14 protein-coding genes are annotated in these 14,008 nt (G+C 62.6%); 8 read left to right on the forward strand and 6 right to left on the reverse strand.

The window, feature by feature from the left end; translation table 11 throughout:
- Positions 1-78: 78 nt before the first annotated feature.
- A complete protein-coding gene (betB, locus tag QTL96_RS20505; RefSeq protein WP_289728964.1) occupies positions 79-1,542 on the reverse strand; it encodes a betaine-aldehyde dehydrogenase in 1,464 nt (487 codons plus the stop codon).
- A complete protein-coding gene (gene betI, locus QTL96_RS20510) occupies positions 1,539-2,252 on the reverse strand; it encodes a transcriptional regulator BetI (RefSeq protein ID WP_354669142.1) in 714 nt (237 codons plus the stop codon). Before betI ends, betB begins: the two co-directional genes overlap by 4 nt.
- 138 nt (positions 2,253-2,390) lie before the next feature.
- On the opposite strand from betI, the gene QTL96_RS20515 reads away from it, so the two are divergent.
- From QTL96_RS20515 to QTL96_RS20530, 4 genes are all read left to right on the forward strand, one after another.
- Positions 2,391-2,942: an HdeD family acid-resistance protein gene (locus QTL96_RS20515; protein WP_289728965.1), complete on the forward strand. Its 552-nt coding sequence runs from the start codon at positions 2,391-2,393 to the stop codon at positions 2,940-2,942.
- A gap of 236 nt (positions 2,943-3,178) precedes the next feature.
- The gene (locus QTL96_RS20520) at positions 3,179-3,406 is read left to right on the forward strand and encodes a type II toxin-antitoxin system ParD family antitoxin (protein WP_018899011.1); all 228 of its coding nucleotides are present in this window, start codon (positions 3,179-3,181) and stop codon (positions 3,404-3,406) included.
- 167 nt (positions 3,407-3,573) lie between these two features.
- The gene (locus QTL96_RS20525; protein ID WP_289728966.1) at positions 3,574-5,379 is read left to right on the forward strand and encodes a GGDEF domain-containing protein; all 1,806 of its coding nucleotides are present in this window, start codon (positions 3,574-3,576) and stop codon (positions 5,377-5,379) included.
- Positions 5,380-5,454: 75 nt separating this feature from the next.
- Positions 5,455-6,450 (forward strand): NAD(P)H-quinone oxidoreductase, encoded by a 996-nt coding sequence (locus QTL96_RS20530; protein WP_289728967.1) that lies wholly within the window; start codon positions 5,455-5,457, stop codon positions 6,448-6,450.
- Between the two features lie 3 nt (positions 6,451-6,453).
- Here the strand turns inward: QTL96_RS20530 and QTL96_RS20535 are convergent, their stop codons facing one another.
- Positions 6,454-7,899: an MFS transporter gene (locus QTL96_RS20535; RefSeq protein ID WP_289728968.1), complete on the reverse strand. Its 1,446-nt coding sequence runs from the start codon at positions 7,897-7,899 to the stop codon at positions 6,454-6,456.
- 118 nt (positions 7,900-8,017) lie between these two features.
- On the opposite strand from QTL96_RS20535, the gene QTL96_RS20540 reads away from it, so the two are divergent.
- Positions 8,018-8,638, forward strand: coding sequence for a MarR family transcriptional regulator (locus QTL96_RS20540; RefSeq protein WP_289728969.1), 621 nt, complete (start codon positions 8,018-8,020; stop codon positions 8,636-8,638).
- On the opposite strand, the gene QTL96_RS20545 is transcribed toward QTL96_RS20540, so the two are convergent.
- Positions 8,625-9,848: an MFS transporter gene (locus tag QTL96_RS20545; RefSeq protein ID WP_289728970.1), complete on the reverse strand. Its 1,224-nt coding sequence runs from the start codon at positions 9,846-9,848 to the stop codon at positions 8,625-8,627. The two genes, QTL96_RS20540 and QTL96_RS20545, sit on opposite strands and share 14 nt — an antisense overlap.
- Before the next feature lie 108 nt (positions 9,849-9,956).
- Entirely contained in the window at positions 9,957-10,694 is a 738-nt protein-coding gene (locus QTL96_RS20550) for a DUF3750 domain-containing protein (protein ID WP_289728971.1), read from the reverse strand.
- A 155-nt stretch (positions 10,695-10,849) separates the two neighbouring features.
- Here QTL96_RS20550 and QTL96_RS20555 point away from each other — a divergent pair, with 155 nt between their 5' ends.
- Together QTL96_RS20555 and QTL96_RS20560 are read left to right on the forward strand one after the other, a co-directional pair.
- Positions 10,850-11,857 carry an asparaginase gene (locus QTL96_RS20555; protein ID WP_289728972.1) on the forward strand — a complete coding sequence of 336 codons (1,008 nt, stop codon included), beginning with the start codon at positions 10,850-10,852 and terminating at the stop codon, positions 11,855-11,857.
- Positions 11,858-11,997: 140 nt separating this feature from the next.
- Positions 11,998-12,747, forward strand: coding sequence for a hypothetical protein (locus tag QTL96_RS20560; protein ID WP_289728973.1), 750 nt, complete (start codon positions 11,998-12,000; stop codon positions 12,745-12,747).
- Here the strand turns inward: QTL96_RS20560 and QTL96_RS20565 are convergent.
- A complete protein-coding gene (locus tag QTL96_RS20565; protein ID WP_289728974.1) occupies positions 12,722-13,477 on the reverse strand; it encodes a DeoR/GlpR family DNA-binding transcription regulator in 756 nt (251 codons plus the stop codon). The genes QTL96_RS20560 and QTL96_RS20565 overlap by 26 nt on opposite strands.
- Before the next feature lie 118 nt (positions 13,478-13,595).
- On the opposite strand from QTL96_RS20565, the gene QTL96_RS20570 reads away from it, so the two are divergent.
- Positions 13,596-13,961 carry a DUF4406 domain-containing protein gene (locus QTL96_RS20570; RefSeq protein WP_289728975.1) on the forward strand — a complete coding sequence of 122 codons (366 nt, stop codon included), beginning with the start codon at positions 13,596-13,598 and terminating at the stop codon, positions 13,959-13,961.
- Positions 13,962-14,008: the final 47 nt, after the last annotated feature.

Genomic DNA, 14,008 nt, shown 5'->3' on the forward strand with positions numbered 1-14,008 from the left:
TCTCCCCAGCGGGGAGAAGGTGCCCGTGGGGCGGATGAGGGGGCCGCACGGCAAAGCCGAAAAGGCATCAATCGAATATCAATAAGGCGCCTGAACCGGCCCCATGCCGACATAAACCGTCTTCAGCTCGGAATAGTGCTCCAGCGCGGCAAGTGAATTCTCGCGGCCGAAGCCTGACTGCTTGGAACCGCCGAAGGGGATTTCGACCGGGCAGAGATTGTAGGTGTTGATCCACAGCGTGCCGGCTTCGAGAAGGTCGACCACCCGGTGGGCGCGGCTCATGTCGGAGGTGAAGACGCCGGCCGCCAGGCCGAATTCCGTGGCGTTGCCGCGCGCGATGACTTCCGCCTCGTCCTCGAAATCGAGTACGCACATGACAGGCCCGAAGATCTCCTCGCGGGCGATCGTCATCTCGTCGGTCACGTCGGCAAACACGGTCGGCTGCACATAATAGCCTTCGCCCGAGACATTGTTCGGAATGCCGCCGCCGACCACCAGCGTCGCACCCTCGGCCTTGCCCTTCTCGATGTAGTCGAGAACCTTCTCGCGCTGCGCCCAGGAGACCATCGGGCCGATCTGCGTCGCCTCGTTCATGGGGTCGCCGATCGCCATCGCCTCGGTGCGCGCCTTCAGCCGCTTCAGGAACTCGCTCTTGATATCCTTCTGCACGAAGACGCGGGTGCCGTTGGAGCAGACCTGACCGGTTGAATAGAAGTTGCCGAGCATGGCGCCGCCGACGGCACTGTCGATATCGGCGTCGTCAAAGACGATCAGCGGCGATTTCCCGCCGAGCTCCATCGTCACATGCTTGAGATTGCCGGCGGCGGCCGCCGCAACCTTGCGGCCGGTCGGCACCGAACCGGTCAGCGACACCTTGGCGACATCGGGATGGTTGACGAGCAGCGGCCCGGTATCGCGGTCGCCCTGGATGACGTTGAAGAGCCCCTTGGGCAGGCCAGCCTCGATCAGGATCTCGGCGATCTTCAATGCGCCGAGCGGCGTGTTTTCGGACGGCTTGAACACCATGGCGTTGCCGGCGGCAAGCGCCGGTGCTGCCTTCCAGCAGGCGATCTGCTGCGGATAGTTCCAGGCGCCGATGCCGACGCAGACGCCGAGCGGCACGCGCTTGGTATAGGCGAAATCGCCGCCAAGCGGGATGTAGGCGCCGTTGAGGGCCGCCGCGATCACGCCGCCGAAGAACTCGAAACTGTCGGCACCGGACGTCGGGTCGGCGACGATGGTTTCCTGGATCGGCTTGCCGGTGTCGAGCGTCTCGAGTTCCGAAAGTTCGCGGTTGCGCTCGCGCATGATGTCGGCGGCGCGCTTCAGGATACGGCCGCGCGCCGTCGGGCTCATCGCCGCCCATTCCGGCTGGGCGCGCTTGGCCGCGGCGATCGCCTTTTCGACGATGGCGGGCGTGGCGGCGTAAAGCCGTGCGATGACCTCTCCGGTTGCCGGATAAAGGCTTTCGATCACGGTGCCTGCATCGTCCTCGACATACTCGCCATCGATGAAGTGCGATGCTGTGGGCTGGGCTCTCATGTCAGATGTCCTTGCGGTGCTTGGGTTCGCTTTCCCTTCTCCCCTCGGGGAGAAGGTGGCCCAACGGGCTCAGGTGCAACAAGTTGCACCGGTGATGAGGGGGCTGCGCCTGCTTCGCTCAAAGAAGGCAAGTGCCGGGCCAACTGTATCGTCACATAATCCTCCGTCAGCGCGATCGAAGCCTCGGCGCCAACCCGTGTCGAGCCGAGACTCTGGCGGATGTAGAGCCCGTCGATCATCGCGGCCACGCCTTCTGCGATATGTTCCGCGACATCGGCTGGGCAGAGCGGCTTCAGATTGGCGACGAGGTTGGAGCGCAGGCGCCTCGCATAGATGACGAGGAAGCGGCGCGTCTCTTCCGAGCGCTGCGCCTCGGCGTAAAAGGCAAGCCAGGCGGCGATTGTTTGCGGCGCGAACTGGTCGGCGTGGAAACTGACGCGGGTCACCGCCGAAAGCCGCGCGCGCGGCGTGGCGGCTGCCTTCAGCGCCGTCACCGCGTCGTCGCGCAACTGCTTTAGAAGCGAGCGGATCGTTTCGATCAGCAGCTGCTCCTTGCTGCCGAAATAGTGGTGCGCAAGCGCCGGTGAAACGCCGGCCTGCTTGGCGATTTCGGACATGGTGACGCTGAGCGAGCCGTGATCCCCGATCACGCGCAGCGCTGCATCGACGAGCGCCTTTCGGCGCATCGGTTCCATTCCGACTTTCGGCACGGTCTTTCTCCTGCAATACGGTCAGCATAATTTTGATTGACTGACCAATCAATAAAAATCTGATCGCCTTTTCCGTAAGATATCTCTTTCCATCCGCCGTTTCTGCTCCATACTCAATGAACAACCGGGAGGTGCATGATGACAGACATGTCCAATGAAATGCCTTCGTCCTCCGCGCTGCGGTCGAAATGGGTCTGGTTCGTGGTGCTCGGCGTGCTGCTGATCATCTTCGGCGCCATCGCCGCCGCAAACGTCTTTCTCGCCACCGTCGTGTCCGTCTACTATGTCGGCCTGCTCATGCTGGTCGGTGGCATCGTCTATCTCGCCCATGCTTTTCAGGTGCGCGAGTGGGAGCAGCTGTTGTTCTGGGCGCTGAGCGGTGTTCTCTATGTGCTGGCCGGCGTCTTCGCCTTCATGAATCCCATTCTGGCATCGGCGGCGCTCACGCTGTTTCTGGCCATGGCCTTGCTGGTAGCAGGCATCTTTCGCGTCTTCGTCGGCTGGCGCATGCGCCCGTCGAGGGGCTGGGGCTGGGTGCTCTTGAGCGGCCTGATCACGGCGCTCGCGGGCTTCGTCATCGTGCTCGGCTGGCCGGTCAACAGCCTGTGGATCCTCGGCCTGTTCCTCGCCTGCGATCTGCTGCTGCAGGGTTGGTCGATGCTCGCCTTTGGCCTCGCCATCCGCCGCTGATTGTGCCCGCTATTCACAGCCTGTTCATCACGCACTGTTTCTTTTTTGACAAGAATGTGAGTGAAGACTAAAATTAACCTCATGGCAGAGGTCGCAAACGTGTGAAAGCGACGCTGCTAAAAGCCCAGCACCCGCAACCGGAAGGGCGGCCGAAGCGAGTGTGTATCCGTTCCTCGACCGGGCAGACGTCTGCGCGGTGAGGCGATGGGAGACCACGAGGCAATGGGAGTGATGTCATGCCGATGGTAACCGTTTCCATCTCTCCGCTGCAGGCGGCCGATATCCGCGCAGCGATAGACGATGGCACTTATGTGTCCAGCAGCGAGGTGGTGCGCGAAGCGCTCCGGCTGTGGGATGCCGCCCGCAAGGTCGATGGCCTGCCGAAAGCGCGCGATTGCGCCCCCGCCGATGCCAGATGCGTCGCCGACATGTTCGCCGACCACGAGCATCGCCGCACCGCCTGAAAGCGGGCATACCTATGGCCGCCGCTTGGCGCGGCGGTTGCGGCATGCATTTGATAAAACGCCAGTTTTCACAAAACCTTCACATTGGGGAAAGTGTTCGTTGACGCTTCGCCCCTAGGCTCCGCGCGAAAAATTATAATTATAAATGCCGTATAGTGGAGAATGGCATGTCGTTGGCTGCCACCGTAGAGCCCGCCCTTATTCGTCGCTACACCAGCGATCAAATCATTACTCTCGCCAAACTCGTTATCGAAAACGCCTTCCAGCCGATCGTCGAAGCCAGCACCGGTGTTGCCTTCGGCTATGAATCGCTGATGCGCGGCCAGGAGCGCCTGGGCTTCAATTCACCGCTCGAAATTCTGGACGAGGCCCAGCGCGGCGATCAGCTGCTGCAACTCGAGCAGATGGTGGCGAGCCGTGCGCTCGCCAAGTTCGCGTCGCTGCCGAATTTCTCCACCGCGACGCTGTTCCTCAATCTCGATGTCCGCCTCATTCCGCATGGCGAGCAGCTGGTGGAAAACCTGCTGCAGCATCTGAAGCTCGCCAATATCCCGCCATCCTCGATCTGCTTCGAATTCTCCGAGCGCTTCGACAACACCTCGGTTCCCGAATTCGCCGCACTGGTGTCGCTGCTGCGCAAGCGCGGCTTCAAGCTGGCGATCGACGATTTCGGCGTCGGCCATGGAGAGATGAAGCTGCTCTGCGATCATCCGGTGGATTACCTGAAGATCGACCGCTATTTCATCGCTGATATCGATGGCAGCCCGCGCAAGCGCCACCTGCTTAAAAACATTGTCCACATCGCCCATGTGCTTGGCACCCGCGTCATTGCCGAGGGTATCGAGACCGAAGCCGAGTTCGTCACCTGCCGCGAGTATGGTGTGGATCTCGTGCAGGGCTGGTTCATCTCGCGCCCGACCACGCATGTCTCCGAGCTGGTGCCGTCCTTCCCGCATCTGCAGGAACTCGGCAAGAGCAAGCGCAACAACCAGTCGCTCGACGAAATCCTCATCCGCAAGCAGATCGAAGTGCTGCCGACGGTCTATGAGAACGCCACGATCGACAGCGTCTTCGAGGTCTTCCGCCGCCATCCGCAGAATGCCTTCTTCCCCGTGCTGAACGCCAATGGCGAGCCCCGCGGTATCCTGCATGAGCGCCATCTCAAGGAATATATCTACCACCCCTTCGGCCGCGATCTGCTGAAGAACAAGATGTATGAGCGCACCATCTCGCACTTCGTCGAAATGGCGCCGATCGTCGGCCTCGATTCCGATGCCGAGCAGCTGATGACTATCTTCGCCAACATGGAAGGCGCCAACTGTCTGCTGTTGACGGAAAACATGCGCTATGCCGGCGTCGTCTCGGCTGCCTCGCTCATCAAGGTGATGAACGAGAAGAAGCTCAAGACCGCGCAGGACCAGAACCCGTTGACCGGCATTCCCGGCAACCACGCCATCCGCGATTTCATGCGCGAGGCGAGCCGCGACAGCGATGAGACGCGGCACTTCTGCTATTGCGATTTCGACAACTTCAAGCCCTTCAACGATGCCTATGGTTTCCATCTCGGCGACCACGCGATCTCGCTCTTCGCAGCCCTGATGCGGCGCTACTTCTTCGCCGAGCGCCATTTCCTCGGCCATGTCGGCGGCGATGATTTCTTCATCGGCGTGCAGGGCTGGACCAAGGAGGAGCTGACGGAAATCCTCGATCGTCTGATCGGCGATTTCCACGACGATGCCCAGGATCTCTATTCCGAGATCGACCGCGCCGCCGGCCGCATTCGCGGCCACGATCGCGCCGGCGTCGAAGCCTTTTTCCCGCTGATGCGCTGCTCGATCGGCGTCCTGGAGCTCCCCAAGGGTCTCGTCATCGACGACATCAGCCGCGTCTCCGCCGCCATCGCCCATATCAAGACACTGGCGAAGGAAAGCGCGGAAGGCCTGGTCTTCCATCGGCTGGGCGAGGCGAATTGACGCTCCGGCGTTTCCGGCCTTCTCAACGCGGCGTTGCTGAACTATCTCACTGCTATCCGAATGAGGAGACCGGTGATGTCTTTGCCTGCGCTTATGCGTTTCGTCGATTTGCCCCGCTTCGGCGCCCCTGACGTGATGACCATTTCGAGCGGGCCAGTGCCCGTGGCGGGCGAGGGGCAGATCCTCGTGCGCACCCAGGCGATCGGCGTCAACCGTCCCGATGTCGCGCAGCGCCAGGGCACCTATCCGCCGCCGAAGGACGCAAGCCCGATCCTCGGCCTTGAAATCGCAGGTGAAGTGGTCGCGATCGGCCCCGGCGTCAGCGGCTATACAGTCGGCGATAAGGTCTGCGGCCTCACGAACGGCGGCGCCTATGCCGAATATTGCCTCATTCCCTCAGGCCAGGCACTGCGCTTCCCCAACGGCTACGATGCGGTCCAGGCGGCAGCACTTCCTGAAAACTACTTCACCGTCTGGGCCAACATGTTCCAGATGGCGGGGCTGACCGAAGGTGAGAAGGTGCTCATCCACGGCGGCACGAGCGGCATCGGCACCACCGCGATCCAGCTTGCCCGCGCCTTCGGCGCCGAGGTTTACGCGACCGCAGGCTCGCAGGAAAAATGCGACGCCTGCGTCAAGCTCGGGGCGAAGCGCGCCATCAACTACAAGACCGAGGATTTCGCCGAGGTGATCAAGGCCGAGACCGGCCAGGGCGTCGACATGATCCTCGATATGATCGGCGCCGCCTATTTCGAAAAGAACCTCGCCTCGCTGGCAAAGGACGGCTGCCTCTCGATCATCGCCTTCCTCGGCGGCGCGGTTGCCGAAACGGCCAACCTCGCGCCGATCATGGTCAAGCGGCTGACGGTGACGGGCTCGACGCTGCGCCCGCGCACGCCGGAAGAAAAGCGCGCCATCCGCGACGATCTCCTGTCGCAGGTCTGGCCGCTGCTCGACGAGGGCAAGCTTGCCCCAGTGATACACAAGACATTCGCCTTCGAGGATGTCGTCGAAGCCCACAAGCTGATGGAATCGAGCAGCCACATCGGCAAGATCATGCTGCGACTTTGACGATCACGCCGCTGCCGTCGCTTGCGTCTCGTTGCCGGACTTCTGGATCGACAGCGAGATCAGGATCGTCACGATCCCTGGCAGCGCCATCAGCACGAACAGCCAATGCGCCGCGGATATGCCCCCAGTAACGCCGCCCGGCGCAAGCAGGCCGGTGCTGTTGACGATGACGCCCGCGAAGGCTGCGCCGAATGCGCTTCCGAGCGATTGCACGGTGGTGATCGCCGCCGAGGCCTTGTCCTGCTCCGATGTCGCGACAAGGCGCAGCACCTTGGTCACCAGATGCGCCCAGCCGAGCCCGACGCCGAACCCCATGAGGAACATGAAGACGACGGCCGGCGCGAGCAGCGCGATGCTGCCTGTCTGATTGTCGCGTGCCAGGAAGATCGCCAGCGCCGCGACCGCAACCGTCTCGATCACGCAGCCGATAACGATCGCACGCCCGGCGCGGGGGCCGGAGAACGAGGCGCTGAGAAACGCTGCCACCGTCCAGCCGAGCGCGACGAGCGCCGTTAGGTATCCCGATTCCAGCGGGCTGACATTGTGCAGGGATTGCAGGAAATAGGGGATGTAGATGTCGCTGGTCAGCACCAGGATCAGCAGAAACATCATCAGGTAGACGCGGGAAATCGGCATGCTGAGGGCCACGGCGCCTGTCGGCAACAAGCGGTTCTCGCTTCGCCGCTCTATGCCGAGCATGGCGACCACGGCGATGAGCGATGCCGCAACCAGCAGCGCTTTCGATTGCGTCGCCTCGATCGTGCCGGCGATGCTGACCAGAAGCACGGCCGCCAGGAGCAGCGCGATCTGCGTGATCGGCGTGCGCCCAGGAGCCCGGTCGTCATGCGCCGACGGCAGCAGCACGGGCGCAAGGATAGCCATGAGCACGCTCACGGGGACAAGCAGCATAAACGCGTGGCGCCAGGTGCTGCCATCGGAGAACAGGCCGCCGAGGCTTGGGCCGAGCAGCGTCGCCACGCCCCAGATCGCCGCATAAAGCGTCGAGGCCTTGCGCCACAGATGTTCGGGATAGGCAAAGCGGATGAATGCATAGGCAAGCCCGCCGAGCGCGCCGGCTCCAAATCCCTGCACGGCGCGTCCGGCCAGAATGACCTGCATCGAGGGCGCCAGCGCGCAGATCAGGCTGCCGGCCGCAAACATAAGCGCACCGGCCACGTAGACCGTGCGCAGGCCGATGCCGCGCGGCCGCATGGCGACGAAGATGGAGCCGAGCACGGCAGCCGCGACGAACAGCGTGGTGACCCACGAGAGCAGTTCCAACCCGCCGATATCGCGCACGATCGATGGCGCGATCGTCGCCATGATATAGGCCTCGACCGCATAGAGCGTGACGCCGCCGCCGAGCAACAGTGTGGCGGCTAGGACCGGTCTTGAAAAGAGATGGAAGACGGAGGAGCGCTCCGTCGCGACGTCGTCGATGCTGCTCATGCGGAATGCCTTGAATGTTTCCTGGAACGCTTTTGCGAAGTTTTTTACAAGTTATAGCTTGGAAAAAATACACAGCCGCGTTATTAAAGCAAGAACAAGCTTGGAAAAATATCAGCCTATGCGACAATCATCAGCCAACCGAATCCTGATGCTCCTCAAGACCGAAGGGCCACAACTCCTATCGGCCATCGGTGAGGCGCTGTCCATCTCCGGCGAGGCCGCGCGACAGCAACTGGCGAAGATGGCCGAGGAGGGGTTGGTCGAGCCCGTCTCCGAACCCGCGCCGGGCAGGGGCCGCCCCCGCCAGCTCTGGCACCTGACACCATCCGGCAACGCCCGCTTCCCTGACCGCCATGCCGAGCTGACAGCGACGCTTCTCGCGACAATGGTCAACAGCCTCGGCCCCCAGGCGCTCGACACAGTCATCGCCGCCCGCGAGACTGAGACGCTGGCGCGCTACCGCAGCGAGATCACGGCAGAAGATCTCCCCACCCGCGTCCGCCAGCTGGCCGGCATCCGCACCGACGAAGGCTACATGGCCGACAGCTGGCAGGAAGAGGATGGCTCGCTGCTCCTGATCGAAAACCACTGCCCCATCTGCGCCGCCGCCACCGCCTGCGCCGGCTTCTGCCGCTCCGAACTCGAAACCTTCCGCAGCATCCTCGGCGCGGACGTCGAGCGCGAGGAACACATACTCCACGGCGCGCGGCGTTGTGCTTACAGGATCAGCGCGGGCTAGCGGATTGCTGCAGCTGTTGCTTTTCAGCCTCCACGAACAGCAGCAGCAATATCGCGGCAACGCCGACACCGGCCGCCAGCAAGGCTGTCCCGGAATAGCTTGTGAAGGTTGTTCCCAGAGCAAAAATTCCCGCGCTGACGCCGTTTGCCGCAAAGGTATTGACCGAGATGAGGGATGTGCCGAGCCCTGGCCGGTCGGCAATCAGGTCCTGCAGGTAGGTGATGGGCACGCTGAGGATCGCCGCGCAACCGCAGGCGTTGACGATGACGAGCGCATAGATTTGCCATGGCGCGGTAACGAGGCTGAGCATCACCAGATAGACGCAATAGATCAGCGTCCCGGTAGCCAGAATATGGACGCTGCGAAAACGCCGCTGCAATGCGCCCCACATCAGCATGAACGGCATTTCCAGGAACGCGACCATGCCGGCTGTGATGCCCACATCCGCGACGCTGCCGCCGGCATCGTGAGTGATGATCAGCGGCGACACCACGCTGCTCAACCGCTGCAGGCCCAGCATCATCGACAAGATGCCGACACGCATCAGCACGCGAGGCGAGAAGACACGCGCGAGCGAGCTGAAGAAGCCAATCTGTTGCGAGGACAACGCATCTCGCTGTGGCTCTGCCTTCGCCAGGAAGAGATACAGGCAGAAGCAGACGAGGCTCGCCAGCCCGGCAATACCATAGGCCGGCGTCATCGAGTGCGCGCTGACGAGATAGAGGCCGATCAGACCGGGCGCCAGCGCCCATGACCCGGAAAACAGCGCCCGTACCGTCGAAGTGATCGCAGCCGCCTTGCCGCGATCCATGGTGTTAGTTGCCGCGCGGATGCTCGCTAAAAGGACCGAATAGGTCGCGTTGCTGATCGGGATGAACAGCAGCACGCCGATCATGAAGGCGGCCGTATTGCGGAACGCGTAGACCATCCCGAAGCCGATCATGCCGCTTACCGACAGTGCCAGAACCAGCAGCCTGCGGTCGCCGAGCTTGTCGGACCAGATGCCGAGCGTCAGGCTGGTCACGACATTGATAAGGGCGGCGGCGAAGATCAGTATCGAATAGGCGTGATCCGACATGCCGAGTTCGGTAATTCCGATGATGGATTGATACGGCATGGTTGAGGCATAGGTGAAGGCAAGCGTCACAAGTGTCAGCGACGGAATGCGTATTCGTTGATCGCGGAGAATGGACGAGAAGGCGGATGACATGCGGCGACTCCAGTTGCCAAAAGTCTAGACCCGCACCACCCGATTGCAACCTCGTGTCCGCGATGGCGTCCATTCAATTATGTGATCGATGTTTGGTGCCTCGGCCCGCTAAAGCCCGATCCGCCCGATCGCCGGGATCTTCACTCCGGGATTGGCGATGTCGATGCCGGCGACCAGGCCCATGAAATGCACTTCAAAGCCGCTGCGCTGGCCGGCGGCGATGCCGATCAGGCCGTAGAGCGTTGCATGCATGTCGCGTCCGTCGGCGTCGATCGCAAACATCCGCCCGTCGCTGAGAAAATCGCGCCCGACCGCATCGGGCGGCAGCACCGCGTCGAGATCGGGCACGGTGCGCAGCACATGCGCGACGAAGCTGTTGGAATTCGGCCCCGGATAGATCCGGTAGTCGCCGACGCCGGCATAGGGATAGGACTGGATCGCGGTCTCGACGGCCGGGATGAGCCTCTGGGCCTCGTCGCCCGAGACTTCCTTCACGATATGAGGTGTGTTGGAATACCAGTAGGCGTCCGCGACATAATTGTTGCGGCGGATCGGCGAGCCCCAGCCGACCTTGTCGTAGCGATTGTAGGTCGCGTCGCCCTTGGCCTTGGTGACGATCCACGAGTGGCTGGCGACCGCGCCCTTCAGCCCGCCGGTGCTGGCCGACATGATGTAGATCTTGGCGTCGCCATTGGCATCGGCCCTCGGCAGCACGCCCGACGTGCCCCATTCGGCCTCCCGCCATGAACTCGGGTGGTTCTGCAGCGACCACCACCCGGCCGACGCCAGGGCCGGCAGCAGATAGACGACGAGGATGAGAAGAAGGAGCCGTTTGAGATGACGCATGAAACGCCGGGGACCTTTGCTGACGTGCGGTTGCGGCCAAGGATGTGGCGAGCAAGATGGCGCAATTGTGCCGCTCTTTTTCAACATCAACCCGATTGCTTTATCGCGCCCATCATTTATGCGTGACAGCCTGTTCAGAATATCAGGATAAGCCCATGACCAATCCCGTCACCGTTGAAGTCACCCGCGGCGCGCGCGTCGAAAGCCGGCATCGCGGCGCCGTCATCGCGGTCGATGGCGATGGCAAGGTCGTCTTCTCGCTGGGTGATGTCGAGGCGCCCACCTTTCCTCGATCGGCCTGCAAGGCCATGCAGGCGTTGCCGCTGGTCGAAAGCGGCGCTGCCGATGCCTACGGTTTCGGCGACAAGGAGCTGGCGCTCGCCTGTTCCTCGCACAATGGCGAGGACGAGCATGTTGCCGTCGCAGCCTCGATGCTGGCGCGCGCCGGCCGCGATGTCGAAGCGCTCGAATGCGGCGGCCACTGGTCGTCGAGCCAGAAAGTGCTGATCCACCAGGCCCGCACGATGGAAAAGCCGACGGCGCTCCACAACAATTGCTCCGGCAAGCATTCCGGCTTCGTCTGCACCTGCGTCCACCAGGGCGTCGATCCCAAGGGCTATATCGGTTACGACCACCCGCTACAGCGCGAAATCCGCGCCACCATGGAAAGCCTGACCGGCGCCGTGCTCGGCCACGACAATTGCGGCACCGACGGCTGCTCGATCCCGACTTACGCCGTGCCGCTCAAGGGGCTGGCCCATGGCTTCGCCAAGATGGCGACCGGCAACGGGCTGGAACCATTGCGCGCCAAAGCCTCGCGCCGGCTCTTCGATGCCTGCATGGCCGAGCCCTTCTATGTCGCCGGCACCGGCCGCTTCTGCACGAAGCTGATGCAGCTGGAGCCCGGCCGCATCTTTGCGAAGACGGGTGCCGAGGGCGTCTTCTGCGCCGCCATTCCCGATCAGGGCATCTCGATCGCCGTCAAATGCGACGACGGCCACGCGCGCGCCGCCGAAAGCATGGTTGCCGCCGCACTCGCCCGCTTCTTCGACAAGGACAGCGCCATCGGCGTCGGTCTGGCAGAGCTGGCGACATCGAGCATGCACAACTGGAATGGTATTCACGTCGGCGACATTCGCGCGGCGGCGGTACTCTCCGATTAAAGCGTGCCGGAACGATACATTCCAAACATAAAAGATAGCCAATTCTAATATATGCGAAACTGAACCGGATGACGGCGCGTGCGCTTTCATCCGGTTAAGCTACTCTTGGCGCAGTACATCGATTGCCATGAGGGCAGGATATGTTTGCAGGCCGCTATCTCTGGTGGATGCTGATCGCTCTGGCGGTCTTCCTGTTCTTTGCCATGAGCTTCGATTACGTCACCTGGGCAACGGTCGCGACATCGAGTTGCGCGCGGGTCGCCGGCTCCTGTGGGCCGCTGATCCTCACGATGACCGGCACGATCAAGCCGATTGGCTATTACATCCCTGGCGGCATCATCCTCGTCATCACCTTCGCCCGCATTCACCACATCGGCATGAGCTGGCTGTGGTGCCTCTTCGTGCTCGTCCTCTTCGGCGCTTCGGCGCCGTTTCCGCTTCTGCTCGCCAATGTCTGGACCGGCCAGATGAACTCGGAAATGGTCATGCAGAACCTGCCGGTGGCCTTTCCCTTCCTCGTGGTGTTCTGCACCTATATCGGCTGGTCGTTCGAGGATGGAGGGGGCAGGCCGCTCGGCCCCTGGCGCTGGCTGCGGGTCGCCATCCGGTTTTCGGCTCTGTATGGCGCCATGATAGCACTCGCGCAGACACCCGCTTTCGCCTGGATGCCCGGCCGGCTGCTCGACATGCCCGCGCTCTCGGTCCTTCTGGCCACCTGGCAGCCGAAGCTGGAGACGGTGCTCACACTTGGCGCATTGGATGATCGGATGGCCTATCTGGCCCTTGCCGTCTTCTCGGTCGCACTCGCTGCAAGCCTGTTCGGCCCTCGCGTCGAGACCCTCGGCGCCCGCCTGATGACACCCTTCATGCTGAGAGGATCGCGCCGTTGAGGCTGCGATAGGGCGCAAGCTGCGCCTCGTCGATATCGTCAGGCACGATCAACCCCGAGACCGAAGCGACTGGGAGAACCTGGCAGGCGGATGCCCGGTCGAGCTTGTCCGCCGTCAGCAGCACATAGGTCTCGATCGCGCATCCGGCGATATGCCGCTTGATCGCGGCCTCCTCGAAATCCCCCGTCGACAGCCCATGCACCGGATGCGCCGCCGTCACGCCAAGGAAGAACAGGTCCGGCCGCAGCTGCGATATCGCGGCCATCGCGACGGCGCCGACGGCCACCATCGAATGCTTGTAGAGCTTGCCGCCGATCAGGATGACCTCGGCGCTCGGATGATGCTCGAGCTCGGCGGCGATCGTCGGGCTGTGAGTGACGATGGTGATCGATAGCCCGCGCGGCAGCTGCCGGGCGATCTCCGCCGTGGTCGTGCCGCCGTCGAGAAACACCATCTGGCCCGGCTTGATCAGCCCGATCGCTTTTGCCGCAAGCCGCTGCTTGGCGTCCCGCGACACATCCTTGCGGGTCGAAAAATCCGGCAGCTCCGGCGAAAGCGGCATCGCGCCGCCATGCACCCGCTTCAAGAGCCCCTCCGCCGCCATCTCGCGAAGGTCGCGACGGATCGTGTCTTCCGACACGGAGAGGTCCTCGGCCACCCGCTTGGCAATCACCTGGCCGTCGCGGCGCAGCAGGTCGAGGATCAATGTCTTGCGTTGGGAGGTCAGCATAAGGCTCACGAAGCTGAATGAATTTTCTTGAGTTTGCACGAAATGATTCGACAAGCAAGAAATATCATGCATTTTCACGCAATCCCGTGCATGAAGTCGGGAGTTGAGGAGAAGAGACATGTTGATCTTGATTGCTGGCCCCTATCGTTCCGGAACCGGTGACGATCCGGCGAAGATGGCGGCCAATCTGCAGCGGCTGGAAGCGCCGTCGCACGCTCTGTTCGAGGCCGGCCATGTGCCGATGATCGGCGAATGGGTCGCCCTGCCGGTCTGGCATGCCGCCGGCGGCAAGAGCGTGGGCGATGATCTCTACGAGCGGATATTCCACCCCGTCGCCGGCCGCCTGCTGCAACTGTGCGAAGGCGTGCTGCGGCTGGAAGGCGAATCCAAGGGCGCCGACAACGATGTCCGCATCGCGAAAGAGCGCGGCATTCCCGTCTGGTACCGTCTGGAAGACGTGCCGGGCTGCGCCAAGGCCGCTTGAAGCGACGCCCGAGACAAATCGGGGAGGCCGCGCATGCGGTCTCTCTT

This window comes from Rhizobium sp. S163 (assembly GCF_030380805.1).
GTDB lineage: Bacteria > Pseudomonadota > Alphaproteobacteria > Rhizobiales > Rhizobiaceae > Rhizobium.

What these genes read in the sequence shown, in the direction of transcription:
- betB (WP_289728964.1), bottom strand. Translation starts at nt 1,542, where the DNA reads ATGAGAGCCCAGCCCACAGCATCGCACTTCATCGATGGCGAGTATGTC.
- QTL96_RS20515 (WP_289728965.1), top strand. Translation starts at nt 2,391, where the DNA reads ATGACAGACATGTCCAATGAAATGCCTTCGTCCTCCGCGCTGCGGTCG.
- QTL96_RS20520 (WP_018899011.1), top strand. Translation starts at nt 3,179, where the DNA reads ATGCCGATGGTAACCGTTTCCATCTCTCCGCTGCAGGCGGCCGATATC.
- QTL96_RS20525 (WP_289728966.1), top strand. Translation starts at nt 3,574, where the DNA reads ATGTCGTTGGCTGCCACCGTAGAGCCCGCCCTTATTCGTCGCTACACC.
- QTL96_RS20530 (WP_289728967.1), top strand. Translation starts at nt 5,455, where the DNA reads ATGTCTTTGCCTGCGCTTATGCGTTTCGTCGATTTGCCCCGCTTCGGC.
- QTL96_RS20535 (WP_289728968.1), bottom strand. Translation starts at nt 7,899, where the DNA reads ATGAGCAGCATCGACGACGTCGCGACGGAGCGCTCCTCCGTCTTCCAT.
- QTL96_RS20540 (WP_289728969.1), top strand. Translation starts at nt 8,018, where the DNA reads ATGCGACAATCATCAGCCAACCGAATCCTGATGCTCCTCAAGACCGAA.
- QTL96_RS20545 (WP_289728970.1), bottom strand. Translation starts at nt 9,848, where the DNA reads ATGTCATCCGCCTTCTCGTCCATTCTCCGCGATCAACGAATACGCATT.
- QTL96_RS20550 (WP_289728971.1), bottom strand. Translation starts at nt 10,694, where the DNA reads ATGCGTCATCTCAAACGGCTCCTTCTTCTCATCCTCGTCGTCTATCTG.
- QTL96_RS20555 (WP_289728972.1), top strand. Translation starts at nt 10,850, where the DNA reads ATGACCAATCCCGTCACCGTTGAAGTCACCCGCGGCGCGCGCGTCGAA.
- QTL96_RS20560 (WP_289728973.1), top strand. Translation starts at nt 11,998, where the DNA reads ATGTTTGCAGGCCGCTATCTCTGGTGGATGCTGATCGCTCTGGCGGTC.
- QTL96_RS20565 (WP_289728974.1), bottom strand. Translation starts at nt 13,477, where the DNA reads ATGCTGACCTCCCAACGCAAGACATTGATCCTCGACCTGCTGCGCCGC.
- QTL96_RS20570 (WP_289728975.1), top strand. Translation starts at nt 13,596, where the DNA reads ATGTTGATCTTGATTGCTGGCCCCTATCGTTCCGGAACCGGTGACGAT.